Raw genomic sequence first — 25,372 nt, 5'->3', positions numbered from 1 at the left:
ACCGATGCGGAGACGCGAGAAGGAAGCCACAATGAAGATACGCGCCGGGTTTCATCTGGGCTACGAATGCACGCAGCCGACGCCGATGCTGCTCGTCCTCAACATCCATCCCTCCCGTCGCGCTGATCTTCTCAGCGATCAGATCCTGACATTCGACCGGCCGATCGAGGCCTGGGGCTATACAGATGGGTTCGGCAATGCCTGCAGCCGGATCGTCGCTCCGCCCGGGCTGACGACGATCTCCACGGAGTTCGAGATCTATGACAGCGGCCAACCCGACATCGTTCCCGACGATGCCGTCCAGCACGGGATCAATGATCTGCCGGACGATGTGCTGGTCTTCCTGCTCGGCAGCCGTTATTGCGACACCGACAGGCTTGCGGATTTCGCCTGGGCAAGGTTCTCGTCGACGCCGCTCGGCTGGGCGCGTGTCCAGGCGATCTGCGATTTCGTCCATGACCACATCACTTTCGATTACCTGAAGGCCGACGTGCTCAGGACCGCGCATGGCGGCTTCACCGACAAGGCGGGCGTTTGCCGCGACTTTGCCCATCTCGCCATCGCGCTTTGCCGATGCATGAATATTCCCGCACGATATTGCACCGGCTATCTCGGCGATATCGGCGTTCCGATCGATCCCAATCCGATGGATTTCAGTGCCTGGTTCGAGGTCTTTCTCGGCGGTCATTGGCATACGGTCGATGCCCGCCACAACACGCCTCGCATCGGCCGGATCCTGATGGGGACCGGCCGCGACGCCACCGACGTCGCGATGTCGACAGCCTTCGGCCCGGCTACACTCTCCCGTTTCGAGGTGATCACCGAGGAAGTGCCGCAGGAGGCGATGAAAGCCGATTGATCGTCGGAGTCGGACTTACGAAGCGTCGACCGAGCATCGCAGGCGAGGCAGATCCTATGCCTTCTTCAAAAACTCGGTTTTCAGCACCAGGCCTTTGACCTGCTTGGTGCTGCACTCGATCGCGCCCGGATTGTCGGTCAGGCGAATGCCCTTGACCAGCGTTCCACGCTTCAACGTCTCCGAGGTTCCCTTGACCTTGAGGTCCTTGATCAGCGTCACGGAATCGCCGTCGTGCAGCTGGCTTCCGTTGCTGTCTTTTACAATGATGTCGGTCATAACGTCCCCGTTTGGTGATCCCGACGGGAAATCATGGCGACGCGGGATAGTCAACCACACGAACGGATCAATCGGCCCGACCTCAGATCCTACGCACTCCTTCAATCAGCGCGCGCGCAGGCGTCCCGAACGCAGCCGCGCAGCCAGCGATGCGCGGGATCGGCATCCATCCTGGGGTGCCAGAGCAATGACACCGTGATCTCGGGCGTCGGGACGGGGAGGGGGAAACTATGCATTCCCGCGCGCAAGGCTCCGGTGTGCCGTTCGGGCACGCTGGCGATCAGATCGGAGGTTCGGGCGAGCGCCAGTGCCGTGGAAAAGCCGCTGACGATGGTGGCGATCTGCCGCTCCAGCCCGAGCGCGGTCAAGGCTTCATCGATCGGTCCCTTGTCGAACCCGCGCCGCGAGACGTAGATGTGCTGGCCGGCGGCATAAAGGGAGGGCGTCAACTCGCGCTCGCAAAGCGGATGCCCCAAGCGCACGACGCCGATGAAACGATCGCGGAACAAGGCCTGCGCCCGCACCTCCGGCCCGGTCGTCCCGCCGACGACGCCGGTTTCCAGATCGACGGTCCCGTCGCGAAGCGGGGCGCTGTCCTTGTCCGGCTTCTGCACGAAGCGTAGCCGCACGCCGGGCGCTTGCCGGCCGAGGCGTGCGATAAGATCAGGTCCGAAGCTCTCGGCAAAGCCTTCGCTGGTGCGCAAGGTGAACGTCCGGACCAAGCGTTGAAGATCAAGCGCCTCGGCAGGACGCAGGACCGCCTGCGCGTCCTCGACAATCCGGCCGACCCGCTCGCGCAGTTCGAGCGCGCGCGGCGTGGGGACGAGGCCGCGGCCGGCGCGCACCAGCAGCGGATCGCCCGTCGTTTCGCGCAATCGCGCTAAGGTCCGGCTCATCGCCGACGGGCTGAGCCGCAGCCTTTGTGCCGCACGCGCAACGCTGCCCTCGGCAAGCAGCACATCGAGAGTGACCAGCAAGTTGAGATCGGGTGTCGACATGCATCAGCTATAACACGCTTTCATCGTGATGTGGCGCCAAACGCATGAATGAAGTGAAAATCATGCGCCTTCCGCCATATCAAACATAGGACTAGGTTTTCACCAGTTCCATTTGGGGAACTAAGAGAAAACGGAGTTCACGTGGTGAAATCGATCATTGCAGAGCGAAGCGAGGCCATCGCCGAACAGTCACCCTCCGTACGATGGGCGCTTGCCAGTCTTTCCCTCTCGATGTTGTTGCCGTCACTCGGCACCAGCATCGCCAATGTCGGCCTGCCGAGCTTGGCGCAAGCGTTCAATGCGTCCTTCCAGGATGTGCAGTGGATCGTTCTCGCCTATCTCCTTGCCATCACCACCCTGGTCGTCAGCGTCGGACGGCTCGGCGACATCACCGGCCGACGCCGGCTGCTGCTCATCGGCCTCCTGCTCTTCACGCTGGCCTCGATCCTCTGCGGCGTCGCGCCGACGTTATGGCTGATGATTGCCGCGCGCGCCGTGCAGGGGCTGGGTGCGGCCATCATGATGGCGCTCACCATGGCCTTTGTCGGCGAAACGGTGCCGAAGGAAAAAACCGGGAGCGTCATGGGGCTGCTCGGAACGATGTCGGCGATCGGCACCGCTCTTGGGCCTTCGCTCGGCGGCCTGCTGATCGCCGGGCTCGGCTGGCCGGCAATCTTTCTCGTCAACGTGCCGCTCGGCGTTCTGACCTTCGTTCTCGCCTATCGCCATTTGCCCGCCGATATCAGCAAGGGGAAGACGGATCGGAAGGGCTTCGACTTGGCGGGCACACTGCTGCTTGCGCTGACGCTTTCGGCCTATGCGCTGGCGATGACGATCGGGCACGGCCGCTTTGGGCCGCTGAACGTCGCTCTGCTCTCGGCCGCCGTCTTCGGCACCGGTTTGTTCGTCTTAGCCGAGGCGAGAGCGGCATCGCCGCTGATCCAGTTGACGGTATTTCGCAATCGCGTCCTCAGCGCCAGCCTGGCGATGAACGCGCTGGTTTCGACTGTGATGATGGCGACGCTGGTGGTGGCGCCATTCTACCTTTCCCATGCGCTCGGGCTCAATCAAGCTCTCGTTGGCATCGTCATGTCGATCGGGCCCGTCATCTCCATCTTGAGCGGGGTCCCGGCTGGCCGGCTGGTCGACCGTCTGGACACGTCCTTCGTGGTTGTCGCAGGGCTCGTTGCCATGGCGGCAGCCTCCGTCGCCATGGCCGTGCTGCCCGGGATATCAGGCTACATCGCCGCCATCGCCATGCTGACACCCGGTTATCAGCTGTTCCAGGCGGCCAACAACACTGCCGTCATGGCGGATGTCCGTCCCGAGCAGCGAGGCGTCATCTCCGGCATGCTCAACCTGTCGCGCAATCTCGGGCTGATTACCGGCGCATCCGTGATGGGCGCCGTCTTCGCGCTCTCTTCGGGAGCACCCGATATCACAGCGGCGCATCCCGAGGCCGTCGCCTCAGGTATGCGGGTCACCTTCGCCGTTGCGGCAGCACTGATTATCGTCGCGCTCGCCATTGCGGTCGGGACTTACCGCCGCCGCCGAGCGCTCGGGGAGAGTTGAGCCCGGCAGGCCGCGCGAGCGAAGCTCAGACCAAGGTCCGATCCATCCCGGACTTCGTGCCCATAGCAACTTTCGGTCAACGCGATAGGTCCTTGCGGCATACGTGGAGGTTTCGGAGTGTTGCTGTGACTAAAATGTTCGTTGCGGGGATGATACTGACACCGCTTATCTTCTGGGGTTCTATTGGCGTCCTGATATACGCGTACTTTTCGTGATGGCTGTCCGGCAATCATCGACTGAGGTCGGCCGCGTCCCGCTTATCTGCCGATATGAGCGACGGTCAAGATTTCGACCAGGGCATCCCGCTTCACGAGGCCGCATTGGTATCATGGAATGAGAATGTACCGTGCGTTCCGCGCACTCCATATCTTCGCGCACTTGGCCGCATCGCCGAGCCAATATTTCGAAACATTCTGCGCCTTGACGATGCCGGCTGATGGCGCCGAAGAGATTCCGAACTGCCGCCTGGCCGCCGACATCTAGGCATCAGTTCGATTGGCCACGGAAGATCGCAACGGCCGCAGTGACCAGCACGACATTGTCGTTCGCAATCGTCCCATCCGGAAGGTGCTTGCCATCTTCCAGGCCGATACGGGTGGAGTAGCGCCGCTCGCGCGCCAACCTGACGAAGGGCCAGACGGTGTCGTCGAAACCGTGCAGAAGAATGGGCCGATTGACCCCGCTATCCCTGAGCACCTTGATAATGCCGCCCGCGATATCGCATGCGCGCTGCAAATCCTGTTCGTCATCGAGCTCGATGAGCACGCGAAAGACCCGGTCATGATCATCGAGGCCGATGTAGCGCTCCGCATCGGCGACCGATGCCAGCCCGACTTCAATGCCGACACCCTTCTGCCGCAGCAGCTGCATGACGCCGGGGCCATCGTCTTCCGAGAGGTTCACCGAGGCATAATCCGGCAGGACATCCCATCGGCGGATGGCTTCCCGCGTTGTCTCCCGATCGCCTTCGATCCAGGCGCCGGTGGACACACCGATCAGCGTTCCCGGGCAGGCCCGGCGGATTGCACCAACCGTCTCGTCGACGGCGGCAAGGCTCTCCTTGCCATCGGCTCCGCGCGGATGGACGTGAAGCTCCGCAGCGCCGGCAGCAACCGAAGCCGTGGCATCACGCACCATGGCATCGATCGTCAGCGGAAGGAGGGGATGGAAATCGCTCGGCCGCGCGCCGTTGATGCAAGCTTGGACGATCATAAAAGGAGCCTCGCGCTTGTTGGGCCGCTTGAGACACCGGGTATACCAGATTGGAAACCTGAAGACCTAGGGTGCTGCTGACAAAGTCATTTCCCTTGCCGTTGCAGCCCCAACAATATCAAATCAGTCGAGTAGGCGACTGCTGCTCGTGCAGGGTCAAGGTGCGCGCACGCCGACCACAGGACGGCCACGTGATCTCGTGGCAGCGACGTGACGTCAATCTGCCGCCCGACCCCATTCTTAAGTTAATGGCGGTCGCGTCCTGTTGCTGCCTGTACATCATCTCATCGTCGACGCAAAGGAGGAGGGTGAAACTCATCTGTTGCCCTTAGGGAAGGCCAACCTTCCTGAGGTACAAAACCGCAATTTTCGGAAAACGACGGATGGCGGAAGGCTCGTGAACTCTACGACATCAAAATTCTTAGCTCAGCTCACGGCAGGCAGCGGCGAACAGTCGTTGACCCGGCCATCGAACCCATCACCGGCTGATCATGACCCGCCACATTTAGAACAGCATCAAGATACGCGAGAAACAGGGCGGCCGCTGCGGCTACTGCCTCCGGCCTATGGTTTTGCGTGACAAACCGCCTCATAAGCAGCCGCGGAATGCCGAAACCCTTGAGCACCTGCGGCGCCGCTCTAATGGCGGCCGCAACAATCGAGACAACATCGCTTTGGCGTGCAAGCGTAGCAACGAAGAGCGCGGCGCTGCCGAGCCGCATCGGCGGCGGGACCAACACCATAGGCCGGCGCGATCACCACCCGCGACCACACCAGCGGCGCGCCGGCCGGTGTTTTCTGGGATGTTCGCAGCTGTTCATCGGAGGTTAATGCTTATTAACCCAGAATCGCAGCCTGAAAGGATGCGCCGATGAAGATGCTTTTTTCCTCACTTGCAGCCATGATCTTGTCTGCATCTTTCGCCCTGCCGCTGAACGCCGCGCCGATCGTTGTGCCGAACGCAGTACATATGCATACCCCCGACGTCGAGCAGGTCAAACACCGGAGCCACGGTAATGGACATGCGTATGGCCACCGGAAGAAACACCGGTACGCTTACCGCGACTGTCGGTATTACGGCTCGTGCTATCGTCCGCGGTATTACGGCAGTCGCGACTATTACGGCTATCGCGACCGTTACCCCGATCGTCGTCGGTCAGGTGTGACCGTGTATTTCGATTTTTAGCCGGCAGTGCCACGGAAACCAACCTTGGTGCTCAACAAATGCGCCGCCGGCCTCACCTGCCGGCGGTTTTCATACCAGAAGCGGGGTTATGACAAGCGTGCAATTCTCAGGCGGAAAGTAGAAATTATACAACAAAATCAATACAATATGGCGGAAGAGGTGGGATTCGAACCCACGGTACGGTTTCCCGCACGCCGGTTTTCAAGACCGGTTCCTTAAACCACTCGGACACTCTTCCATCTGATTGAAAAGGTTGAGACATCAACATGCTGTCGATGTCTACGAACCGGCCATTGCTACCGATTTGCGACCCAATCACTCGATGGCTGGCTTTTTAGCAGCTTTGTTAGCAGCGTCAACGTGCTCTGCAGCATTTGCCAGCATCTTCGCCATGACGTGCAACTAGCTCGAGAGAGCCGCGCTTCCGCTGTTCTTCAGCCCGCGCGAGCCGGTAGCGGGTCGGGCGCAAGGACGCTGGAGGTCAACCCGACGCTGCTGAACAACTCAACCCTGTTGCGACCCTTGTTTTTGGCAATGTAGAGCGCCTGATCTGCACGCTTCTGAATGTCTTGTTCGGTCAGGCCCGCTTCCCAAAGAGCCACACCTGCACTGACGGAAGGGGTGACCTGATTTCCTTCCAAGACAAGGCTCACGGCGTTGACAGCCTCGCGTATCCGCTCAGCGAGCGCAAAAGCAGAGGCTGCCGTTTGGCCGCGAAAAAAGAGGCTGAACTCCTCGCCGCCCAGCCGGCCGAACACACAGGAAGGGGGGACACTCAGAGCAATCGTCCGAGCAACATTTATGAGAACGACATCGCCTTTGTCGTGTCCATACATATCGTTAACACGTTTGAAAAAGTCGATATCGATGAGGATGAAGGCGTCTCCGGAGCCGAGGCTTTTCGGAAGGGAATTGAAGAAATGCTGCCGGTTGGGAATGCCGGTCAGCATATCGGTATTTGCAAGCCTGATAAGCTTTTCTTCGGCTCTTTCCTGCACGAGGACGAGCACGAACAGAGCCACTGCGAAATGACAGATGATCAGCAGAAAGAAAGCGTAGCGCGGGGGAAGAGGCGCATCGTCTGGAAAGATGAAACCAACGACGACCAAAGCCGAGAGAGACGTCGCCACCCAAATTGAAGCGGAGAGGCCGAGCCGCGCGGTAAGACGCTCGTGGAAGAAGTCGCGGGCGATCACGAAACCTGACAAGGCAAGCAGGATGGTGGCGTTGCCATTGAACACGGATGCTCTCGATCCATTGTTCAAATACCATGGCGTGATCGCCGCACTCAGCATCAGGACGACGGGCAGGAGCAACGGCCACCAGTCTCGTAGAGAATTCTGACGCCGGCTGAGGCCGAAAAGACCAACCGCCATCAGCCCGTAACCATTGGCGCCCAGTGAAAAACTCCAGAACGTCCTGGCATTATCGGACATGTGAAGGCTCTCGTCCCACCCTGCCAGCGTTGAGGCGATCGCGAGCAAAGTAAAACCCACGGCAAGTACGCCGAGCCCCGGCGTCGCTCCGGAACGCCATCTCACATAGAAGAAGCAGATCGCTCCGACGATGAAGGAAGACTTGTGTAGAAGAAGGACTGTCGCAAGATCCATTGCCGGAACCCGATGTGAGATGAGAAGCGGGGTCCGAATAACTGCTAAAATCTACTTTTCGATGAACGCCGCGCGACCTTCTGACGGCGGAACTCGCTGCTCTTCTGGAGACTGCCGACCGAGACCGTTGGGAGCCCGTTCCATATATTGGAAATGACTCGCGTTCTCCCCGACTTGAGCGTTAACTGTGCTGTTCTGGCGGAGGAAACAAACCATGGCCATGTATCTCACGCGCTTCAGCTACACGCCCGAGACCTGGGCACGGATGATCGAAAACCCCGAGGATCGCCGAGAGGCGGCACGCAGTTACATTGAATCCGTGGGCGGAAAGCTCCATGGCTTCTGGTACGCGTTCGGCGAGCATGATGGTTGGAATCTGTGGGAAGCGCCTGATAACGTATCGATGGCGGCTGTCGCGCTGGCGATCGGCGCAGGAGGCGCGCTCAGTTCCATGGAGACCACTGTCCTCCTCAGCGTCGAGGATACGATCGAAGCCTTGGAAAAGGCGAAGTCGATTCGCTATCGCCCACCGGCAGCATAGGCGGCGACCACGGCTTCCCATCCACGTCGAAGATGAGCGCGTCGCGCGTATCGTTCCCGGCACAGGCTTTGTGTGATTTGCTGCGGACATAACAGACTTAGCTTCCGTCAGATCCAAGGCCCTTTGGACCGTTGAGCTGGTTCATATCCCCGCCGAGAGATCGAACCGCCTCCATCGTCACGGCGAGGGCCGACATCAGGATTGCGATGTCGTTATCTTTATCCGGCTGGGAAAGCTGGCGAGATCGGGCATGCAACTGATGGCTGATCGTGTCGAGCTGCGTCAGGGTTTCATCGTTCATGGTGATCCTCCAAAGGTCTAAACCTTCAAAGCCCGTGGCGGACAATTCGTTCCCATGCAGAACGAAGCGTCGCCGCTGCGGCGCATCAAATACGCGCAGAGCGCGTTTCAGTATGGAGCATTTGGGCCGTCCGGAACCGCCCGGATGTTCACCATATGCTCCGCATCGGCACGATGATTTCGGGCTTCATTGCGGCGGCGAAAGGGCAGGGCGGCGGGGCTTTTGTTAGTGATTTATAAACCATAATCATTAGAATTGTCGCTATCGCTGCGAAATCGTTCGTAAATTTGCCACGAAGTTAGCAAGATTAAAGCCTCGTTAGGCGGGTGGGAATAAGGCGTTGTTGGCCCAAGATGGGGCAAGGTTCTTTAACCATAACGATCTTTGAGCGGCGTGGGGCATATGAAACTGGATTACGGGGCGGCGTCTTTCGCAACGACAGCACGGTGGCTGGCGATCTCGGCGATGTGTGCGACGGTTGCAGCGTGCGGCACGACACAGGCGGTGCCGAAGAAAAAATCCCACGGCAAAGAGTACTTCTCCGAATCCGAATACGGCGTGAAGGCGAGCCCGCGGGTCGCCACCGGCAACAATATCCCGAAGGGCGGCGGCCGCTACATCGTCGGCAACCCTTACGAGGTCAAGGGCAAGTGGTATTATCCGAAGGAAGATTTCGCCTATAACAAGGTCGGCGTCGCCTCCTGGTATGGTTCGGCCTTTCATGGGCGCCTGACGGCGAATGGCGAAGTCTACGACCAGATGCATCTTTCCGCCGCACATCCGACCTTCCCGCTGCCGAGCTATGCGCGCGTCACCAATCTCGAAAGTGGTTCCTCCGTCATCGTGCGCGTCAACGATCGCGGCCCCTATCACGAAGGTCGCATCATCGACCTTTCGAACAAGACGGCCGACATGCTGGATCTGCAGCACAGCGGCACCGGCAAAGTGCGCGTGCAATATGTCGGCCGCGCCCGCATGGACGGCCACGACATGCCCTATCTGATGGCCTCCTACGCGCCGAAGGGCAGCCGCCTTCCCGGCGTCAATCCGGAAGGCCAGATCGCAACCGGCGTCATGGTCGCCTCCAACAGCCGCAAGATCACCCGCGACCAGCTGCAGAGTTCGGAAGACTACGAGACGCCGGCCAACGTGCCGGTGCCTAGGTCGGCGACTTCTTATGCCGGCTCGACGCCGAGCGCCCGCAACAATGCGGCAGCCGCCGCGGCACCGGCGGCCCATGTTCTGGTGGCGCCATCAGCGCCGTCCTTCAACAATGGCGCGCAGGTCATGGACCAGATGGTCGTGCTGCCGGAAATCGGTCCGATGCCCTATGAGCGGCCCCAGAATTCGCTGGCCCTCGGCTACCAGAACGAAGAGGTGAAGACGGTGACCGTCGATCTCGCCTTCGACGCGGTGATGGTGCGCAATGACGGGCTGACGCAAGAGTCCATCCTTGCCTCGGCCAAGCGCCAGCACGCAAAGTCCGCCGCCCGCTGAGCATGGCATTGCATCGAATACCCCCTCGCTCTAACCTCCCGACATACGCCGCTCCATAAATGGAAATTGCGATGCTGAAGCCCGCGCTTCGCCTGCTTGCATGCCTGATGCCGTTCGCCACCGGCGCCTTTGCAGCCGATGGCGGTGCCGCCGGTTTCGCCACCAAGGCGGCGCAGGCCTATATGATCGAGGCCGCCACCGGCACGGTGCTTCTCGCCAAAAACGAGGATCAGGGCTTTTCGCCGGCCTCGCTCGCCAAACTGATGACGATGGATCTCGCCTTCGAGGCGCTGACCAAGGGCCAGATCACGCTCGACACCGAATATCCCGTTTCCGAATATGCCTGGCGGACGGGCGGCGCGCCGTCGCGGACGGCAACAATGTTTGCCAGCCTCAAATCGCGCGTGCGCGTCGAGGACCTGATCAAGGGCGTCGCCATCCAGGGCGCCAACGACAGCTGCATCATCCTCGCCGAAGGCATGGCCGGAAGCGAGCAGCAATTTGCCGTGTCGATGACGCGGCGCGCCCGCGAGCTCGGCATGGAGAAGGCCGAGTTCGGAAATTCCACCGGCCTTCCCGACGGCAAGAGCAAGGTGACGGCACGCGAGATGGTGACGCTCGCCGCCGCCCTCCAGCAGACCTATCCAAACCTCTATCCCTATTTCGCGCAGCCGGATTTCGAGTGGAACAAGATCTTCCAGCGCAACCGCAATCCGCTGCTCGGGCTCGATCTCGGCGCCGATGGGCTGGCGACGGGCTTTACCGAGGGCGAGGGCTATTCGATCGTCGCTTCGGTTGAGCGTGACGGCCGGCGGCTTTTTGTGGCGCTTGCCGGCATCGCCTCCGACAAGGAGCGGACGGAGGAAGCGAAACGCGTACTCGAATGGGGGCTGACGGCCTTCGAGAACCGGCAGATCTTCGGCGAGAAGGAAGTGATTGGTGCTGCCAGCGTCTATGGCGGCACGGCGCGTACCGTCGACCTCGTCGCCAAGGCGCCGGTCAGCGTCTATATCCCGATCAGCAATCCCGACCGGCTGTCGGCGCGCATCATCTATCGCTGGCCGCTGACGGCGCCGGTCAAGCCGGATACCCAGGCAGGAACGCTGAGGATTTTCGCAGGCAGCCGGCTGCTCAGGGAAGTGCCGCTTTATACCGTGCAGGCAGTCGGCGAGGGATCGCTCAGCAGCCGGGCGGTCGATGCCATGCTGGAACTCGGCGAATCGCTGTTCTTCTCCTGGCTCTGGGACAAGCCCGCGCCCGTCTGACGAGCTGTATCCAACGCAATTAGCCGGGAAAGGTGAATATGTCGCCGCGGCGAAAGGTTTTCCTCCGTGATATCTTCGGATAGATAGAAGGAACGAGGCGCTTGCGGCGCCTGGAATGCGGGAAGTTGTCATTGTCATCCGGTACGGGATTGTTCGTTACGTTTGAAGGCGGGGAAGGCGCGGGGAAATCCACGCAGATCCGCCGCCTCGCCGAGGCGCTGAAGGGCGAAGGTCACGACGTGCTGATGACGCGCGAACCAGGCGGATCGCCGGGCGCGGAGGCCGTGCGCCACGTGCTGCTGTCGGGAGCTGCCGAAGCCTTCGGCACGCGGATGGAAGCGATCCTCTTTGCCGCGGCGCGCAACGACCATGTCGAAGAGGTGATCCGGCCGGCCCTCGCATCGGGCAAGGTCGTGCTCTGCGACCGCTTCATGGATTCCTCCCGCGTCTACCAGGGCATCACCGGCAATCTCGAGCCTGATTTCATCGAGACGCTGCAGCGCATCGCCATCAACGGCGTCATGCCGGATTGCACCGTGATCCTCGACATCCCCGCCAAAGTCGGGCTGGAGAGGGCGCAGAAGCGCGCCGCGGCCGATGCTCCCGATCGCTTCGAGAAGGAGCGGCTGGAAACGCACGAAAAACGGCGCGAGGCCTTTCTCGATATCGCCGCCCGCGAACCGGAGCGCTGCCACGTGGTCAACGCCATGCAGAGCGAGGAGGCGATCGCCGCCGAGATCCTGGCGATCGTCCAACAGCTGCTGTCGCCGTCAGGCCGTTTGCGAATGCCGGAAGCCGCCCATCATGAGTGAGGAAAGGCCCGGACTGCTCGACGGCGCCATCTGGCCGGGGGAAAATACCAGGATGTTCGGCCATGCGGAGGCAGAAGCCTTCCTTGCGCAGTCCTACCGGTCCGGCAAGGGCCACCACGCCATCCTGATCGAGGGGCCGGCGGGCATCGGCAAGGCGACGCTCGCCTTCCGCTTTGCCAATCACGTGCTCTCGCATCCCGATCCCCAGACAGCGCCGGAGACGATCGGCGATCCCGATCCTGCCTCTCCCGTCAGCCGGCAGATCGCGTCGGGCGCCTCACATAATCTGCTGCACCTTGCCCGGCCGGTGGACGAAAAGACCGGCAAGGTGAAATCGGCGATCACAGTCGACGAGGTGCGCCGCGCCGGCAAGTTCTTCTCGCAGACCTCAGGCACCGGCAACTGGCGGATCGTCATCATCGATCCGGCCGACGACATGAACCGCAATGCGGCCAACGCCATCCTGAAGATCCTGGAAGAACCACCGAAGAGGGCGCTGTTCCTGGTGCTGTCGCATGCGCCGGGACGGCTGCTGCCGACGATCCGCTCGCGTTGCCTGCCGCTGAAGCTGGCGCCGCTTGCCGACGATGAACTCGTCGCGGCCCTTACCCATCTCGGCATATCAGGCGAGGGCGGGGCGGTGCTTTCGGCCGCCAAGGGCAGCGTCGGCGAGGCGCTGAAACTCCTGAACTACGGCGGCGGCGAGATCATTGCCGCTTATGACGAGATGCTTGCCGCCGAGGGGCCGACAGCCCGCAAGGCGATGCATCGGCTGGCCGACGCGCTTTCGGGCCGGGAAAGCGACACGATTTTCGATTTCTTCGTCAGCCATGTCGGCGACGACATCATGAACCGCGCGTGCGCGGCGGCCGGCGAGGGGCAGATCGCGGCGGCGGAGCGGCTGGCGCGGCTCTATTCCGAGATCACCGAGCGGCTGACCATTTCCGATGGCTACAACCTCGACCGCAAGCAGACGATCATCAGCATTCTCGCCGATATCAAGCAGCCGGGCCTCTAAAGCGCGTCACCGCTGACACTTTTCGGCATCGCGCTTTGATCAGCCGGTCAGCAGCTTCAATGCAACGACGGCAAGCGTGGCGGCAAGGACGATGCGGATGGTGCGTTCGTGCAGTTTCGGCGCCAGAAGGCTTCCGATGATGATGCCGGGGATAGAGCCGATCAACAGGGCAAGCAGCATCGGCCAGTCGATCTCGCCGATCAGCCAATAACCGGTGCCGCCGATCAAGGTCAGCGGTACTGCATGGACGATGTCGGAACCGACGATTTCGCGCACATCGAGCCTGGGATAAAGGACCAGCAGGATCGTCACCCCCAGCGCGCCAGCGCCGACCGAGGTCAAGGTGACGAGGACGCCGAGAACGAATCCGAGAATGACGGTGAGGGCGAGGATGGTTGTCGGCTTTGGCGGTGTGCGATCGCCGACGGCGCGGCGCGCCAATTCGAGGATCGGGCCTCGGAAGACCAGCATGATCGCGGTCATGACGAGAAGCCAGCCGAGTGCCGTGGTGATCGTATTGGTCACGCCGATGCTTTTGCGATCGACGCCGGCTAGCAGCCAGAGCATCAGCAGGGCGGCCGGCAGGCTGCCGGCTGCGAGGCTGCCGACGATCTTCCAGTTTACCCGCCCATGCATGCCGTGAACAGCGGTACCGGCTGTCTTGGTGATCGCCGCATAAAGAAGATCGGTGCCGACGGCGGTGGCGGGATGGACGCCGAAGAGCAGCACCAGCAGGGGCGTCATCAGCGAACCGCCGCCAACGCCGGTAATACCGACGAGGGCGCCGACGAACAGGCCGGAAAGCGAATAGAGCGGCTCGAATGTCAAGCAAGCGCCCCTGACGGCGCGCGGGCACGACCATTCCGATAGATGAAAACTGGCACTTCGTTCTTGTCCCGCCCTCTTTCCCAAGACGGGTAGATTGGGCGAGAAGCTGAGTCAAGTTCACGCCCCCATCGTCCGGAAATCATTGGCGGCGGCGAAACTTGAGGTTTCGCTTGACGGTGACATGCGCTAAGAGCGGCTGACCATTTTTATAGAGTTAGCCGGACATTGGCCGCCATGACAGACAAGACACCCTTCTACATCACCACCGCGATTTCCTACCCTAACGGCAAGCCGCATATCGGCCATGCCTATGAGCTGATCGCGACCGATGCGATGGCGCGCTACCAGCGCCTGGATGGCAAGGATGTGTTCTTCCTGACGGGCACCGACGAACACGGCCAGAAGATGCAGCAGACGGCGCGCGCCGAGGGCATCACCGCGCAGGCGCTCGCCGACCGCAACTCCGGCGAATTCCAGGCGATGGCGACGCTGCTCAACGCTTCCAACGATGATTTCATGCGCACCACGCAGGAGCGCCATCACGAGACGTCGCGCAACATCTGGAAGCTGATGGCCGACAATGGCGACATCTACAAGGACAGCTATGCCGGCTGGTATTCGGTGCGCGACGAGGCCTACTACCAGGAAAACGAGACCGAGCTGCGCGCCGACGGCGTGCGTTACGGGCCGCAGAGCACGCCCGTCGAATGGGTGGAAGAGGCAAGCTATTTCTTCAAGCTCTCCGAATACCAGGAGAAGCTGCTTGCGCATTACGAGGCAAACCCTGATTTCATCGGTCCGGCCGAGCGTCGCAACGAGGTGATCTCCTTCGTCAAGTCGGGCCTCAAGGACCTCTCGGTCTCGCGCACGACCTTCGACTGGGGCATCAAGGTGCCGGACGATCCCGCCCACGTGATGTATGTCTGGGTCGACGCACTGACCAACTACATCACCGCGACCGGCTATATCGAGGACAAGAACGGCCCGCGGGCGAAATACTGGCCGGCCGATGTGCACATCATCGGCAAGGACATCATCCGCTTCCACGCCGTCTACTGGCCGGCCTTCCTGATGTCGGCGAAGCTGCCGCTGCCGAAGCGGGTCTTTGCCCACGGCTTCCTGCTCAACAAGGGCGAGAAGATGTCGAAGTCGCTCGGCAACGTCGTCGATCCGGTCAATCTGGTGAACCATTTCGGCCTCGACCAGGTGCGCTATTTCTTCCTGCGCGAAGTCTCCTTCGGCCAGGACGGCAGCTACAGCGAAGAGGCGATCGGCACGCGCATCAATTCCGATCTCGCCAACGGTATCGGCAATCTCGCCAGCCGCTCGCTGTCGATGATCGTCAAGAACTGCGATGGCAAGATCCCTGAATGCGGGGCGCTCAGCGATGAGGACAAGGCCATGCTGGCTGAGGTCGACGCGCTGCATGCATCGACCCGCGAGGAAATGGGTAAGCAGCAGATCCACCGGGCTCTCGCCTCGATCATTTCGGTCGTCTCCGAGACCGACCGTTATTTCGCCGGCCAGGCGCCGTGGGCGCTGAAGAAGACCGATCCGGAGCGTATGGGCACGGTGCTCTATGTGACCGCCGAAGTCGTGCGCCAGATTGCCATCCTGCTGCAACCCTTCATGCCGGATTCATCAGGCAAGCTGCTCGATCTGGTCGCGGCACCTGCAGACAAGCGCGATTTTGCTGCCCTCGGCGAAGCCGGCCGTCTCACTGCCGGAACGACCCTCGAAGCGCCGACGCCGGTCTTCCCGCGCTACGTGGCTCCGGAGGCTTGAGGCCGTGCTAATCGACACGCACTGCCATCTTGATTTCGCCGACTTCGAGGCGGAGCGGGACGAGATTGTCGCGCGCGCCTATCAGGCCGGTGTTGCGCAGATGGTGACGATCTCGACGCGGGTGCGTAAGCTCGAGACGCTGCTTGCCATCACAGAGAAATATCCTTCGGTGTTCTGCTCGGTCGGCACGCATCCGAACAATGCCGACGAAGAGCTGGATATTGAGACGGAAGACCTGGTGCGTCTCGCCAATGCCCATAAGAAGGTGGTGGCGATCGGCGAGGCCGGCCTTGACTATTTCTACGACACGCAGAAGCCCGAGGATCAGCAGACCGGCTTTCGCCGGCATATTGCGGCGGCGCGCGAGACCCAGCTGCCGCTCGTCATCCACAGCCGCAGCGCCGACGAGGACATGGCTGCCATATTGACCGCGGAAAGCGGGAAGGGGGCCTTCCCCTTCATTCTCCACTGCTTTTCCGCAGGACCGGAGCTGGCCAAGACCGGCGTCGCGCTCGGCGGCTACATCTCCTTCTCGGGCATCCTGACCTTCCCGAAGTCGGAAGAGCTGCGCGAGATCGCCAGGACGATCCCGCATGAGCGGCTGCTTGTGGAAACGGACGCGCCCTATCTGGCGCCGAAGCGCTGGCGCGGCAAGCGCAACGAGCCGTCCTATGTCGTCAACACGGCCGAGGTGCTCGCCGATACGATCGGCCTTTCCACCGAAGAGGTCGCGCGGATCACGACGGAGAACGCTTTCCGCCTGTTCTCGAAGATGCCGAGGATCTAGCGGCGTGCTCTACCGGCGGCGTTTCACCATTCTCGGCTGTTCGTCGTCACCGGGCGTGCCCCGCATCACCGGCGACTGGGGCGCCTGCAATCCCGACAATCCGAAGAACCGGCGCACGCGCGCCGCCTTCATGGTGCAGCAATTCGCACCCGATGGCGGTGTCACCACCGTCGTCATCGACACCGGGCCGGATTTTCGCGAGCAGATGATCAGGTCAGGGGCCGACCATGTCGATGCCGTGCTCTACAGCCATCCGCATGCCGATCATATTCATGGCATCGACGATCTGCGCGGCTATTTTCACAATACCCGCCGCCGGGTGCCGATCTTTGCCGACCAATTTACCATGGACAGGCTGCGGGAAGCCTTCGGCTACTGCCTGGCAACGCCGCCGGGCAGCAATTACCCGCCGATCGTGCTGCCGATCGTCATCGAAAACCTCGACGCGCCCTTGGAAATTCACGGCCCCGGAGGCACGATCGCTTTCCATCCCCATATCCAGCAGCATGGCGACATCCACTCGCTCGGCTTCCGGATCGGCGATGTGGCTTATTGCAGCGATATCAGCGATTTCCCGCCGCAGACCGTCGAGAAGCTTCAGAACCTCGACGTGCTGATCATCGACGCGCTGCAATATACCTACCATCCGAGCCATCTGTCGCTGGAACAGTCGCTCGACTGGATCGGCCGGCTGAAGCCGAAACAGGCGATCCTCACCCATATGCACACGCCGCTCGACTACGACGTAGTGATGGCCGAGACGCCGGACCATGTGGTGCCGGCGTATGACCAGATGAGCTTCGAGACCGAGGTCAGGCTTAAAGCTTGAACCCGCTCGCTTGCACGTAAGGCAGCACTTCGACGCTGCCGCGGTGGATCATGTCGAGCGAGACATAGAGGATGATCAGCAGACCGACATAGGCGATCCAACGATGGTTGGTGAGCAGGCGGGCGATCAGGTTTGCGGCGATACCCATCAGCGCGATCGACAAGGCAAGACCGATGACCAGTACGCTCGGGTGTTCGCGCGCTGCACCGGCAACGGCGAGCACGTTGTCGAGCGACATCGAGACGTCGGCGATGACGATCTGGGTCGCCGCCTGAAAGAAGGTCTTTTTCGGCGCGCCTTCAGCACCTGCCGCCTCGTGGTTCTCGCCATGGCCGGCGCGAAGCTCGCGCCACATCTTCCAGCAGACCCAGAGCAGCAGCAGGCCGCCTGCCAGCAGCAGGCCGACGATCGCCAGCAGATAGACCGCGACGCTGGCAAAGAGAATACGCAGAACGGTCGCGGCCACGATGCCGACGATGATCGCCTTGCGGCGTTGCGTGGCCTCGAGGCCGGCAGCGGCAAGACCGATAACCACGGCATTGTCGCCGGCGAGAACGAGGTCGATAGCGATGACCTGCAGCAAAGCCGTCAGACCGGCCGCGGTAAAGATGTCCATGTGAATTATCCCCAATGCATCAAAGCCGTGCTAGCGTCTCGAAGGTTTTCCGTCAACCGCTGAGGGATTTCGCGAGCGGCGCAATTTGCGACTCTGCGCGCCGAAATGGCAGGCGGCAATGAAACAGCGGGCGATACGGCGGAGCATCGCCATTCCCTTGGAACATTCAACTCAGCCACCGGTTCTTCAAGTCAGGAAGCCAGACGCCCGGCCGAATTTCGTATTGGCTGCTGGATCTGCACATCGAGAGGAGAGTCCCATGGGCAGCATTTACAACGATACCAACCCGGCCTTTTCAGGCCCGACAGGCGGCAGCAGCCTTGCCGCATTTTTCGATAACCAATCGGAGGCCGAATCCGCCGTCTCCCGTCTCGAGGATGCAGGCGTGCCGGTTGCGAGAATAAGGCTGATGCCCGGATATGAGGCGGATGGAAAAAATGCCGGCGCAATGAGCGAAGACCGCAGCGGCGTCTTCGACGCGCTGGCGGACTTCTTCTTCCCCGACGAGGATCGCGCGGTCTTTGCAGAAGGCCTGCGACGAGGCGGCTTCCTCGTCCAGGTCAATGATATCGATGACGCGCTCTACGAGACCGTCCACGATATTCTGGACGACGAGGGGAGCATCGACATGGATGAACGCGCTGATCTCTGGTCGTTGGAGGGCAGACAGCAAGGAGCATCCAATACCGGGTTTGTCGGATCGGCGCAGGGCGGCAAAGCCTCGGAAAACCTCGCCGTGTCCGAGCGCGCATTTGACGATGCGCGCCCGGTGGCAATGCGGGACACCGCGCATGGAAGCGCCAAGGTGCGTGCCTATACCTTCCCCGAGCCGGGCACCGCGTCATCGGACGAAACCAATCGCCAATCTCAAGACCAGTCCCAAACCCAATCGCAAGGTGGATCTCATCAGAGCCAGGGTTTCCGGCGCGACCATTGAAATCATGAGGCCCGGCCGCAACGCCGGGCCTCATCTCTCGCTCACCTATTCGAGGATACGTCGATGCAATCATCCATCAACCGCCACGGCCTTGCGCCTGACCCCGACGAACTGATCGCGGAAGGCGATCCACCCTTCGCCGACGCCGCTGAGCAAACTGCGCGTGAAAAGGCCGACGAGAGCCTGAACGCCCTGCAACATGAGGTCAGGCTGCTGAATGCCCGCATCGGCGCGCTGCGCGAGGATGCCGAAGCGGCGCTCAAAGCCAAAGCCACATCGGTCGATGCAAGTGCCCATGTCCAGCTCGGCGAATATCCTTGGCTGAAACTTACCGCGGCGATCGGCGCAACCTTCATTGCAGCCAGGCTGGTTCGGCGTCTTCCGCTCGGGGCCATGCTTGCGGGATTTGCCGGTCGTTTCTCCGAGGCGAGACCGCGGTGACGATCGTTGATGGTGACTGCCTGATGCGGACGAATATCGTTCCAGACACCGATGCGCTCATGCCAAAACCAAGCCGGCAACTCCGGCCAAGGTCGCGACACTACCTGCGATCGCAAAACGAACCGCATAAGCGATGCTCCCCGTACTCGCTGCAAGAACGGTTTTCGCGAGAAGATTGGCGAAAGCGGCGACCGCTATGGCTCGAGCGGCCGCGTCTGCAGGCAGCTGGACGGATGACAGTTTCGCAACAGCAAGCGTTATCGCATCGAGATCGCCCAGTCCTGTGATAAATGCAAGGGCGATCAGCGACTGAGTTCCAAAGCCGATCAAGGTCATTCGCGTCAGGACTGTCACGACGGCGAGAACGAGTGCGAAGCGCAGCACGACCATCACCTCGAGCGGGTTTCGGGGTGAAAAATCGGTGCTGTCATCCGGGCGTTGCAGCAATGCGGCAAAGCCGCCTGCTATGGCGAGGGTGGCAGCAGCCGGAGCGAGTGATGGAGCAAGCTCCCTGAAAACTGCCGGTGCTATGACGCCGCAAATCAAAAGCACGCGGGCGAGAGAAACGGCTCCCGCCAGCATTGCTCCCGCTGAGAGGAGTGGCGAGAGGCCAGGCATCTGCTTCGACTGACGGGCGAAGGAAAGCGTCAAGGCCGTCGAGGAAACGATGCCGCCGCTGGCCCCCGTCAGCAGTATTCCGGCGCGGGCGCCGCTCAGCCTGATGAGGATATAACCGGCAAAGGAAACGGCTCCCACCAGGATTGTCATCATCCAAAGCTCGAAAGGATTGATTATCTGCCAAGGATCAATCGGCCTATTGGGAAGGATAGGGAGGATGACGATGGTCATCGTCAAAAGGATCAGAGCGGCCCTGAGTTCAAGCCAGGTCAAACGGCGAAGAAATCCATGCAACGGCTCCCGCGCTGCAAGAAGGGCCGTTATGGCCACAGCGCTTGCGGCCGTTACCGTCATATCCGCCACGACCGCGCCAAAGCCCAACGCAAAAACCGCCAGGGCCGCAATGGTGCCGGTGGCGCTGTAATCCTCTTCTTGTGCCGCCTGCATGAGGCTGAAGAGGAGAACGGTGATGCAAAAGAATATAAAGATGGCTGTCGGCAGAATCGGCCCTGTCAGAGGCTGCAGAAAACCGCAGAAGCCGCCGAGGAAACTTGACAGGCCATAGGTGCGGATACCGGCTACTCTTTTGCCCGGAGCAGCCTCACGATCCTGCCAGCCGCGCTCAATACCGACAAGAATGCCGATTGCAAGCGCCAGACTGAGGCGCTGGAATGCTTCTGTCGTCACCAATGATGTCATCATCCGATGGGTCCAGGCGCGCCGGCCGTTTCATCGAAGGCAGCTGCGCCGTATATGCCATTGCTGTTCATCCGCAAGCTGCTGCCCGGCGGCGTCCGGACGGGTCTGCTCCGCGAAGTGCTGATATTCAATCGCTGATCGCACTTCATCGCTTAGCATAGATCTTTGCCGCTTCGCCCTATGAATTCCGCTTCCTTCCTCATGAGGACGTTCAATATCACGCTCGCGCTTTCGCGGTGGAACGACCTTGATCTTCATCAAAGCGCGGGAGACACCTTTACGCTATGATACCTCCAACCATTGGGAGGACTTCAGCCATGAAAGCGCAATTCCATTTACCGCTGGCCACCTATCCAGACGCAAGCTCCTTCTCGCTCCTTCAGAATGCTGTCGATGTTTCCCTTCACCAACAGGCCGGTTTAACGGCAAGTATACCGCAGATCAGGATCGAACCCGTTCAGCCGCGATTTCCATCACTCCTTGACATAGACAAAATGCGTGCGGAGGCGGAGCGCTTGAGTAAAGACAATGGAACCGTTCTCGGGCAGACGCTCCGTGATTATGCGAAAAAAGCCGAGGTCGAGGTCGAGATCCAGCCATTCGATGTCAGGCAGCCGTTTGTCGCACAAACTCTTGCCGTGCTGTCGCGCGCATACGATCTTTCCATTTTGGAAGCATCTGAACTGATGAGACCGCTGATCGAGAGCGTACTGTTTGAAAGCGGACGACCGCTCCTGCTTTTTCCCGCAGACAATTTCTGCAACCGGATCGATGCTGTTGCCGTCGCCTGGGATGGAGGAGCCACTGTCGCGCGGGCACTGGCGGGTGCCAGGTTCTTGCTTGAACGGGTTTCGCGTGTCGTCCTGATTTCCGTCACCGATGACAAGCAGATTGACGAGCGCAGTCGAGATCACCTTGCGGCTGCGCTTCGGAAGGCTGGTCTTGCCGTCGAAATCGCAGCCGTGCAAGCGAAGGGAGACTCACCGGCCAGCGTCATTCAAGGCGCAGCCCTGGAACGCAAGGCAGATTTGCTCGTCGCCGGCGCATACGGCCATTCGAGGCTGCGCGAATTCATCTTGGGAGGGATCACACGATCGCTGTTGACACGCCTCGAAATGCCCACTGTCCTTTGCCACTAACTGCGGTGCGCGCGGCGCGTTGCCGATAGTAGCAATATCGCCATCATCGAAAGTCTGATGCCACAATCAACGCTTTGGAAGGAATCAATGAACCTGCGCGACGTCTGAAGGCATCGGCTTGGCAAGCTCTTTGAGAATCGCTTCAAGCGCATCGGCCGTCGTCTGCAGACCGGATGACCGCGCAATTTTCAGTGCCGCATTGCAGTGAGCGGACAATTCGTCTTTCTCCCCGTGATCATTCGTCGGAAATACGATGCCCGCATATTGCGACGGGTTTCCGGCTTCATCCCTGAAGCAGCGGCCCAAGGCCGCGACGGCGACTATTTGCCCGCTTCGATCAAATACCCGATAATCACAGCGATACGGATTTCCGGTGATCACCGATTCTGAAATCGCCTTGGCGACAGATGGCTTGTCGTCCGGATGAATCCGGTCGAGGTATCTTATGACCGGCAGCCCCGTGAGAGTCTCTTCGGGATCAAGCCCAAAGAGGTTTGCCAGCGCCGAATCCGCATAAACCTTGTCGGTCGCCAGCTCCCAGGTGAAAATGCCCGGCTCGTCGGTAAAGGAAAATTCGGACGTTCCCAAAGCTCTGTTGACAAGACTCATTTCGTATCCCCGGTCTGCACGCCAATGCCGCCGGGTGGCTAGGTCCCCCGGTTCTTGAGAGAAACCGACGCGCTCGATCTATGACAGGGCGGTCGACCATTCATTCCCGATCTTAGCCGCGTTTCCATCGGACGCAACTGCAAGGACATTTGGAGCCCAGACCGCCAAACACGCTCGTGGCGCGCGGCCAGCAGCGTCGTTTTCTTGACGCGCACGGCGAAGGTGTGCTCCACCTCGGCTTCGACGTTCCAGCATGCGACGAAGCTGACAAGACCAGCGCGAACGGTTGACGGAAATTATGACGAAAATCGATCTCAATTCTGATCTGGGGGAGGCGTTTGGACCTTGGCGCATGGGCGATGACAAGGCGATCCTTGACGTCGTCACCAGTGCGAACATCGCATGTGGCGGGCATGCCGGGGATCCAGCGACCATGGTGGAGACGCTTGCCCTCGCAAGCGAGCGGGGTGTCGTCGCCGGAGCCCATCCGGGCTTTGCAGATCGCGAGGGTTTCGGACGACGGCTGATCCCCTTGAGCATCCGGGAAGTGGAGCAGCTTGTCGCAACGCAGACAGGGGCGCTGATGGGAGCTGCAGCCCTGGCGGGCGCCCGCGTCCGTTACATCAAACCGCACGGCGCACTCGCCAATTGGGCGGCCGACGAACGGCCGGTCGCCGACGCCATCATCCGCGCAACCCGAGCGGTCTCGCCGGAACTTGCCATACTGGCGATCTCCGGGACAGAGCTGCAGCATGCGGCCCGCGATGCCGGGATGACCGTCTTTAGCGAGATTTTTGCCGACCGCGGCTACCTATCCACGGGTCGGCTCGTTCCGCGCAACTTGCCGGGAGCGATGATCGATGATCCCGCAAAGGCGGCAGCGAGATTGATCGGATACCTGTCCAGCGGCCTCATGCCGACGGTCGACGGCGTTCCGATCCCTCTTAATGCGCACTCGATTTGCGTTCATGGGGACAGCCCAGGAGCACTTGCCATGGCTGTCCACGTACGCCGGGAATTGCAGAAGGCAGGCATCGAGGTGGCACCATTCCTCCAACCGACACAGGAAAACAGGTGATGGCCAAAGGCTATCTTATCGCCCAGGTTACCGTCACCGATCCGGACGCCTACGGGACCTGCGCGCGGGCCGCGGATGCGGATTTCATTCTGATCGAAGGCGCCGACTGAGGTGTCACAGGACCCCTCCGCATCGTCCGGCAGCGTTCCGAACTACCGCCCGGTGGGCGGGCACGCGTTGCTCGTCGAATTTGGCGCGACCATCGATAAGCGGATCCACGATCAGGTCGTCAAGTTGGATGCCGCCTTGAAGGCGGCACCCTTTGAAGGATTCGTCGAAGCTGTCCCGGCCTATGCCAGCATTCTCGTATGCTTCGATCCGCTTATGGCCGATCACCGGACGACGGAGGTGGCCATTGCCGAGCTTCTGGGGGCCGAGGTTCCAGAGACGATTGGAGCGATGCGCGAAGTCGAAGTTTGCTACGATCCTGATCTTGCGCCCGATCTTGCCTCCATCGCCGAGGCAAGCGGATTATCGCCGGAAGACGTTATATCCGCCCATCTCTCCGGCGACTACAGCGTCTTCATGTACGGCTTCGCTCCGGGATACGCTTACCTTGCAGGCGTGCCCAAAGCCATTCAGCAGCCGAGGAAGCCGGCGCCTATTCGCGGCATCGCCGCCGGAAGCGTGCTAATCGCCGGTCCGCAGTGCCTGGTCAGCACGCTCACCATGCCGACCGGCTGGTGGATCATCGGCCGCTCGCCGACGAAGATCCTCGATGCCGCGTCCAACGACCGTCCGTTCCTTTTCGACGTCGGCGACACGGTGCGTTTCCGCCGCATATCGAGGACCGAATTCGACGCGAGGTGCCTTGCATGAGCCAAGCCGTCCTTGCAATCAACTTCGCGGGTCCTCACGTCGCGGTCCAGGACGGAGGACGCCACGGATTGATGCGTTACGGCGTTCCGCCCTCTGGTCCGATGGACAGGATCTCGTTTGCCGCCGCTAACGTCGCCGTCGGCAATCCTGCCGGTCAGCCCGCAATCGAAGTCTCCATGGGCGGCCTGGTTCTCGACTGCCTGTCGGGAGACGTTACGTTTGCCGTCGCCGGAGGAGGCTTCATCGTAGAGCATGCCGGCGACAAGCGCGGCGCATGGATGGTCGCCACGCTGAGGGCCGGGGAGCGGCTGGCAATCCGCCCGGGACATTGGGGAAGCTGGACGTATCTGGCCTTCGCCGGTCATATCGAGGCGAAGACCTGGCTGGGCAGCATGTCGACTCACAGTCTTTCCGGCCTCGGCGGAGGGCGCCTTGCAGCCGGTCAGACGGTCACTCTCGCCGATCCGGACGTGCGGGATGATCGAAATGGTCCGATCACATGTCCGGTCATCGCAAGACCGCGATCCGAGCTGCGTGTGGTGGTCGGTCCACAGGATCGGTTCTTCTCGAAAGAAACCTTGTCGAATTTCCTTTCATCGCCTTTCCGCCTGAGCGACGCCTATGACCGCATGGGCGTACGCCTCCAAGGTCCGTCGCTTGCACCAAGTGCTGCGCTGGACATGCCGTCGGAAGCGATCGTGCGGGGTTCGGTGCAGGTGGCCGGAGACGGCGTCGCCACCATTCTGCTGGCCGATCACCAGACGACCGGAGGCTATCCCAAGATCGCCACGGTGGTGGATTCGGATCTGGACGCTTTCGTCCAACTGCGCCCACGCGACCACGTCGGTTTCCTGGCCGTGACGCCACAACAGGCGATCGAGCACATTCGGCTTCGTGCTGCGACGATGTCCCGTTACCTCGCGGCAGTCCGCGATGGACCATGACGCGCGAACATAGACGTGTCGATCTGAAGGGTAAAGCGGCGATAGACGCTTGGAGCTGCCGTTAGCTCGAAGTACTGTTCAGAAAAAATCCACATT

Annotated in this window: 27 protein-coding genes and 1 tRNA gene; 18 read left to right on the top strand and 10 right to left on the bottom strand. The window is 61.0% G+C overall.

Annotated features, from left to right (window positions below; genetic code table 11):
* Positions 1 to 31: 31 nt before the first annotated feature.
* Complete coding sequence (locus tag AC244Q_RS09835) at positions 32 to 859, top strand: transglutaminase-like domain-containing protein (protein ID WP_012757514.1); 828 nt, start codon at positions 32 to 34, stop codon at positions 857 to 859.
* Between the two features lie 54 nt (positions 860 to 913).
* Here AC244Q_RS09835 and AC244Q_RS09830 read toward each other — a convergent pair whose 3' ends face one another.
* Both AC244Q_RS09830 and AC244Q_RS09825 read right to left on the bottom strand, forming a co-directional pair.
* Positions 914 to 1,135: an alkylphosphonate utilization protein gene (locus AC244Q_RS09830; RefSeq protein ID WP_012757513.1), complete on the bottom strand. Its 222-nt coding sequence runs from the start codon at positions 1,133 to 1,135 to the stop codon at positions 914 to 916.
* Between the two features lie 101 nt (positions 1,136 to 1,236).
* Positions 1,237 to 2,133 carry a LysR family transcriptional regulator gene (locus AC244Q_RS09825; RefSeq protein ID WP_128406940.1) on the bottom strand — a complete coding sequence of 299 codons (897 nt, stop codon included), beginning with the start codon at positions 2,131 to 2,133 and terminating at the stop codon, positions 1,237 to 1,239.
* A 144-nt stretch (positions 2,134 to 2,277) separates the two neighbouring features.
* On the opposite strand from AC244Q_RS09825, the gene AC244Q_RS09820 reads away from it, so the two are divergent.
* Positions 2,278 to 3,705 (top strand): MFS transporter, encoded by a 1,428-nt coding sequence (locus AC244Q_RS09820; protein WP_128406941.1) that lies wholly within the window; start codon positions 2,278 to 2,280, stop codon positions 3,703 to 3,705.
* Positions 3,706 to 4,191: 486 nt separating this feature from the next.
* Here AC244Q_RS09820 and AC244Q_RS09815 read toward each other — a convergent pair whose 3' ends face one another.
* Positions 4,192 to 4,917 (bottom strand): 3-keto-5-aminohexanoate cleavage protein, encoded by a 726-nt coding sequence (locus tag AC244Q_RS09815; protein WP_128406942.1) that lies wholly within the window; start codon positions 4,915 to 4,917, stop codon positions 4,192 to 4,194.
* Positions 4,918 to 5,483: 566 nt separating this feature from the next.
* Here AC244Q_RS09815 and AC244Q_RS09810 point away from each other — a divergent pair.
* Together AC244Q_RS09810 and AC244Q_RS09805 are read left to right on the top strand one after the other, a co-directional pair.
* The gene (locus tag AC244Q_RS09810; protein WP_128406944.1) at positions 5,484 to 5,792 is read left to right on the top strand and encodes a hypothetical protein; all 309 of its coding nucleotides are present in this window, start codon (positions 5,484 to 5,486) and stop codon (positions 5,790 to 5,792) included.
* Positions 5,789 to 6,103, top strand: coding sequence for a hypothetical protein (locus AC244Q_RS09805; protein WP_012757507.1), 315 nt, complete (start codon positions 5,789 to 5,791; stop codon positions 6,101 to 6,103). The genes AC244Q_RS09810 and AC244Q_RS09805 overlap by 4 nt, the downstream gene beginning before the upstream one ends.
* Positions 6,104 to 6,251: 148 nt before the next feature.
* On the opposite strand, the gene AC244Q_RS09800 is transcribed toward AC244Q_RS09805, so the two are convergent.
* Both AC244Q_RS09800 and AC244Q_RS09795 read right to left on the bottom strand, forming a co-directional pair.
* Positions 6,252 to 6,341: transfer RNA gene (locus AC244Q_RS09800), tRNA-Ser, on the bottom strand.
* A gap of 196 nt (positions 6,342 to 6,537) precedes the next feature.
* On the bottom strand, positions 6,538 to 7,713 hold the full coding sequence (locus AC244Q_RS09795; RefSeq protein WP_128406945.1) for a GGDEF domain-containing protein: 1,176 nt from the start codon (positions 7,711 to 7,713) through the stop codon (positions 6,538 to 6,540).
* Positions 7,714 to 7,927: 214 nt separating this feature from the next.
* Here AC244Q_RS09795 and AC244Q_RS09790 point away from each other — a divergent pair, with 214 nt between their 5' ends.
* Positions 7,928 to 8,254: a GYD domain-containing protein gene (locus tag AC244Q_RS09790; protein WP_011652042.1), complete on the top strand. Its 327-nt coding sequence runs from the start codon at positions 7,928 to 7,930 to the stop codon at positions 8,252 to 8,254.
* 97 nt (positions 8,255 to 8,351) lie between these two features.
* On the opposite strand, the gene AC244Q_RS09785 is transcribed toward AC244Q_RS09790, so the two are convergent.
* Positions 8,352 to 8,555: a hypothetical protein gene (locus tag AC244Q_RS09785; protein WP_012757504.1), complete on the bottom strand. Its 204-nt coding sequence runs from the start codon at positions 8,553 to 8,555 to the stop codon at positions 8,352 to 8,354.
* 402 nt (positions 8,556 to 8,957) lie between these two features.
* On the opposite strand from AC244Q_RS09785, the gene AC244Q_RS09780 reads away from it, so the two are divergent.
* From AC244Q_RS09780 to AC244Q_RS09765, 4 genes are all read left to right on the top strand, one after another.
* Complete coding sequence (locus AC244Q_RS09780) at positions 8,958 to 10,052, top strand: septal ring lytic transglycosylase RlpA family protein (protein WP_128406946.1); 1,095 nt, start codon at positions 8,958 to 8,960, stop codon at positions 10,050 to 10,052.
* A gap of 71 nt (positions 10,053 to 10,123) precedes the next feature.
* Positions 10,124 to 11,317, top strand: a complete 1,194-nt coding sequence (locus tag AC244Q_RS09775) for a D-alanyl-D-alanine carboxypeptidase family protein (protein ID WP_012757502.1) — start codon at positions 10,124 to 10,126, stop codon at positions 11,315 to 11,317.
* Between the two features lie 131 nt (positions 11,318 to 11,448).
* Complete coding sequence (gene tmk, locus AC244Q_RS09770; RefSeq protein ID WP_017994106.1) at positions 11,449 to 12,129, top strand: dTMP kinase; 681 nt, start codon at positions 11,449 to 11,451, stop codon at positions 12,127 to 12,129.
* On the top strand, positions 12,122 to 13,147 hold the full coding sequence (locus AC244Q_RS09765) for a DNA polymerase III subunit delta' (RefSeq protein WP_128406947.1): 1,026 nt from the start codon (positions 12,122 to 12,124) through the stop codon (positions 13,145 to 13,147). Before tmk ends, AC244Q_RS09765 begins: the two co-directional genes overlap by 8 nt.
* Positions 13,148 to 13,186: 39 nt before the next feature.
* Here the strand turns inward: AC244Q_RS09765 and AC244Q_RS09760 are convergent, their stop codons facing one another.
* Complete coding sequence (locus AC244Q_RS09760; protein WP_128406948.1) at positions 13,187 to 13,975, bottom strand: sulfite exporter TauE/SafE family protein; 789 nt, start codon at positions 13,973 to 13,975, stop codon at positions 13,187 to 13,189.
* Positions 13,976 to 14,209: 234 nt separating this feature from the next.
* Here AC244Q_RS09760 and metG point away from each other — a divergent pair, with 234 nt between their 5' ends.
* From metG to AC244Q_RS09745, 3 genes are read left to right on the top strand one after another with little or no spacing between them, the layout of a single operon-like run.
* On the top strand, positions 14,210 to 15,760 hold the full coding sequence (metG, locus tag AC244Q_RS09755; protein WP_128406949.1) for a methionine--tRNA ligase: 1,551 nt from the start codon (positions 14,210 to 14,212) through the stop codon (positions 15,758 to 15,760).
* Between the two features lie 4 nt (positions 15,761 to 15,764).
* The gene (locus AC244Q_RS09750) at positions 15,765 to 16,547 is read left to right on the top strand and encodes a TatD family hydrolase (protein ID WP_128406950.1); all 783 of its coding nucleotides are present in this window, start codon (positions 15,765 to 15,767) and stop codon (positions 16,545 to 16,547) included.
* 4 nt (positions 16,548 to 16,551) lie between these two features.
* Complete coding sequence (locus tag AC244Q_RS09745; RefSeq protein WP_012757496.1) at positions 16,552 to 17,376, top strand: MBL fold metallo-hydrolase; 825 nt, start codon at positions 16,552 to 16,554, stop codon at positions 17,374 to 17,376.
* On the opposite strand, the gene AC244Q_RS09740 is transcribed toward AC244Q_RS09745, so the two are convergent.
* On the bottom strand, positions 17,366 to 17,992 hold the full coding sequence (locus tag AC244Q_RS09740; RefSeq protein WP_012757495.1) for a TerC family protein: 627 nt from the start codon (positions 17,990 to 17,992) through the stop codon (positions 17,366 to 17,368). The two genes, AC244Q_RS09745 and AC244Q_RS09740, sit on opposite strands and share 11 nt — an antisense overlap.
* A 259-nt stretch (positions 17,993 to 18,251) precedes the next feature.
* Here AC244Q_RS09740 and AC244Q_RS09735 point away from each other — a divergent pair, with 259 nt between their 5' ends.
* Entirely contained in the window at positions 18,252 to 18,929 is a 678-nt protein-coding gene (locus AC244Q_RS09735) for a hypothetical protein (protein WP_128406951.1), read from the top strand.
* A 63-nt stretch (positions 18,930 to 18,992) separates the two neighbouring features.
* Complete coding sequence (locus tag AC244Q_RS09730; RefSeq protein ID WP_128406952.1) at positions 18,993 to 19,370, top strand: hypothetical protein; 378 nt, start codon at positions 18,993 to 18,995, stop codon at positions 19,368 to 19,370.
* 57 nt (positions 19,371 to 19,427) lie between these two features.
* Here the strand turns inward: AC244Q_RS09730 and AC244Q_RS09725 are convergent, their stop codons facing one another.
* On the bottom strand, positions 19,428 to 20,690 hold the full coding sequence (locus AC244Q_RS09725; protein WP_128406953.1) for an MgtC/SapB family protein: 1,263 nt from the start codon (positions 20,688 to 20,690) through the stop codon (positions 19,428 to 19,430).
* 314 nt (positions 20,691 to 21,004) lie between these two features.
* Between AC244Q_RS09725 and AC244Q_RS09720 the strand changes: the two genes are divergently transcribed.
* Positions 21,005 to 21,826, top strand: coding sequence for a universal stress protein (locus AC244Q_RS09720; protein ID WP_128406954.1), 822 nt, complete (start codon positions 21,005 to 21,007; stop codon positions 21,824 to 21,826).
* An 84-nt stretch (positions 21,827 to 21,910) separates the two neighbouring features.
* Here AC244Q_RS09720 and AC244Q_RS09715 read toward each other — a convergent pair whose 3' ends face one another.
* On the bottom strand, positions 21,911 to 22,435 hold the full coding sequence (locus AC244Q_RS09715) for a PAS domain-containing protein (protein ID WP_017994098.1): 525 nt from the start codon (positions 22,433 to 22,435) through the stop codon (positions 21,911 to 21,913).
* A gap of 298 nt (positions 22,436 to 22,733) precedes the next feature.
* Between AC244Q_RS09715 and AC244Q_RS09710 the strand changes: the two genes are divergently transcribed.
* The 3 genes from AC244Q_RS09710 to AC244Q_RS09700 all read left to right on the top strand — a co-directional run bounded on the left by AC244Q_RS09710 (position 22,734) and on the right by AC244Q_RS09700 (position 25,276).
* A complete protein-coding gene (locus AC244Q_RS09710; RefSeq protein WP_012757488.1) occupies positions 22,734 to 23,513 on the top strand; it encodes a LamB/YcsF family protein in 780 nt (259 codons plus the stop codon).
* A gap of 111 nt (positions 23,514 to 23,624) precedes the next feature.
* Entirely contained in the window at positions 23,625 to 24,332 is a 708-nt protein-coding gene (locus tag AC244Q_RS09705) for a 5-oxoprolinase subunit B family protein (RefSeq protein WP_012757486.1), read from the top strand.
* Positions 24,320 to 25,276, top strand: coding sequence for a 5-oxoprolinase subunit C family protein (locus AC244Q_RS09700; protein WP_113545071.1), 957 nt, complete (start codon positions 24,320 to 24,322; stop codon positions 25,274 to 25,276). The genes AC244Q_RS09705 and AC244Q_RS09700 overlap by 13 nt, the downstream gene beginning before the upstream one ends.
* Positions 25,277 to 25,372 lie beyond the last annotated feature (96 nt).

Source organism: Rhizobium sp. CB2179 (assembly GCF_057653455.1).
This window is presented reverse-complemented; position numbering and strand designations above follow the sequence as displayed.

What these genes read in the sequence shown, in the direction of transcription:
- AC244Q_RS09775 (WP_012757502.1), top strand. Translation starts at nt 10,124, where the DNA reads ATGCTGAAGCCCGCGCTTCGCCTGCTTGCATGCCTGATGCCGTTCGCC.
- AC244Q_RS09835 (WP_012757514.1), top strand. Translation starts at nt 32, where the DNA reads ATGAAGATACGCGCCGGGTTTCATCTGGGCTACGAATGCACGCAGCCG.
- AC244Q_RS09805 (WP_012757507.1), top strand. Translation starts at nt 5,789, where the DNA reads ATGAAGATGCTTTTTTCCTCACTTGCAGCCATGATCTTGTCTGCATCT.
- AC244Q_RS09720 (WP_128406954.1), top strand. Translation starts at nt 21,005, where the DNA reads ATGAAAGCGCAATTCCATTTACCGCTGGCCACCTATCCAGACGCAAGC.
- AC244Q_RS09780 (WP_128406946.1), top strand. Translation starts at nt 8,958, where the DNA reads ATGAAACTGGATTACGGGGCGGCGTCTTTCGCAACGACAGCACGGTGG.
- AC244Q_RS09710 (WP_012757488.1), top strand. Translation starts at nt 22,734, where the DNA reads ATGACGAAAATCGATCTCAATTCTGATCTGGGGGAGGCGTTTGGACCT.
- AC244Q_RS09715 (WP_017994098.1), bottom strand. Translation starts at nt 22,435, where the DNA reads ATGAGTCTTGTCAACAGAGCTTTGGGAACGTCCGAATTTTCCTTTACC.
- AC244Q_RS09725 (WP_128406953.1), bottom strand. Translation starts at nt 20,690, where the DNA reads ATGATGACATCATTGGTGACGACAGAAGCATTCCAGCGCCTCAGTCTG.
- AC244Q_RS09830 (WP_012757513.1), bottom strand. Translation starts at nt 1,135, where the DNA reads ATGACCGACATCATTGTAAAAGACAGCAACGGAAGCCAGCTGCACGAC.
- AC244Q_RS09730 (WP_128406952.1), top strand. Translation starts at nt 18,993, where the DNA reads ATGCAATCATCCATCAACCGCCACGGCCTTGCGCCTGACCCCGACGAA.
- AC244Q_RS09765 (WP_128406947.1), top strand. Translation starts at nt 12,122, where the DNA reads ATGAGTGAGGAAAGGCCCGGACTGCTCGACGGCGCCATCTGGCCGGGG.
- AC244Q_RS09785 (WP_012757504.1), bottom strand. Translation starts at nt 8,555, where the DNA reads ATGAACGATGAAACCCTGACGCAGCTCGACACGATCAGCCATCAGTTG.
- metG (WP_128406949.1), top strand. Translation starts at nt 14,210, where the DNA reads ATGACAGACAAGACACCCTTCTACATCACCACCGCGATTTCCTACCCT.
- AC244Q_RS09810 (WP_128406944.1), top strand. Translation starts at nt 5,484, where the DNA reads ATGGTTTTGCGTGACAAACCGCCTCATAAGCAGCCGCGGAATGCCGAA.
- AC244Q_RS09825 (WP_128406940.1), bottom strand. Translation starts at nt 2,133, where the DNA reads ATGTCGACACCCGATCTCAACTTGCTGGTCACTCTCGATGTGCTGCTT.
- AC244Q_RS09795 (WP_128406945.1), bottom strand. Translation starts at nt 7,713, where the DNA reads ATGGATCTTGCGACAGTCCTTCTTCTACACAAGTCTTCCTTCATCGTC.
- AC244Q_RS09740 (WP_012757495.1), bottom strand. Translation starts at nt 17,992, where the DNA reads ATGGACATCTTTACCGCGGCCGGTCTGACGGCTTTGCTGCAGGTCATC.
- AC244Q_RS09790 (WP_011652042.1), top strand. Translation starts at nt 7,928, where the DNA reads ATGGCCATGTATCTCACGCGCTTCAGCTACACGCCCGAGACCTGGGCA.
- AC244Q_RS09815 (WP_128406942.1), bottom strand. Translation starts at nt 4,917, where the DNA reads ATGATCGTCCAAGCTTGCATCAACGGCGCGCGGCCGAGCGATTTCCAT.
- AC244Q_RS09735 (WP_128406951.1), top strand. Translation starts at nt 18,252, where the DNA reads ATGGGCAGCATTTACAACGATACCAACCCGGCCTTTTCAGGCCCGACA.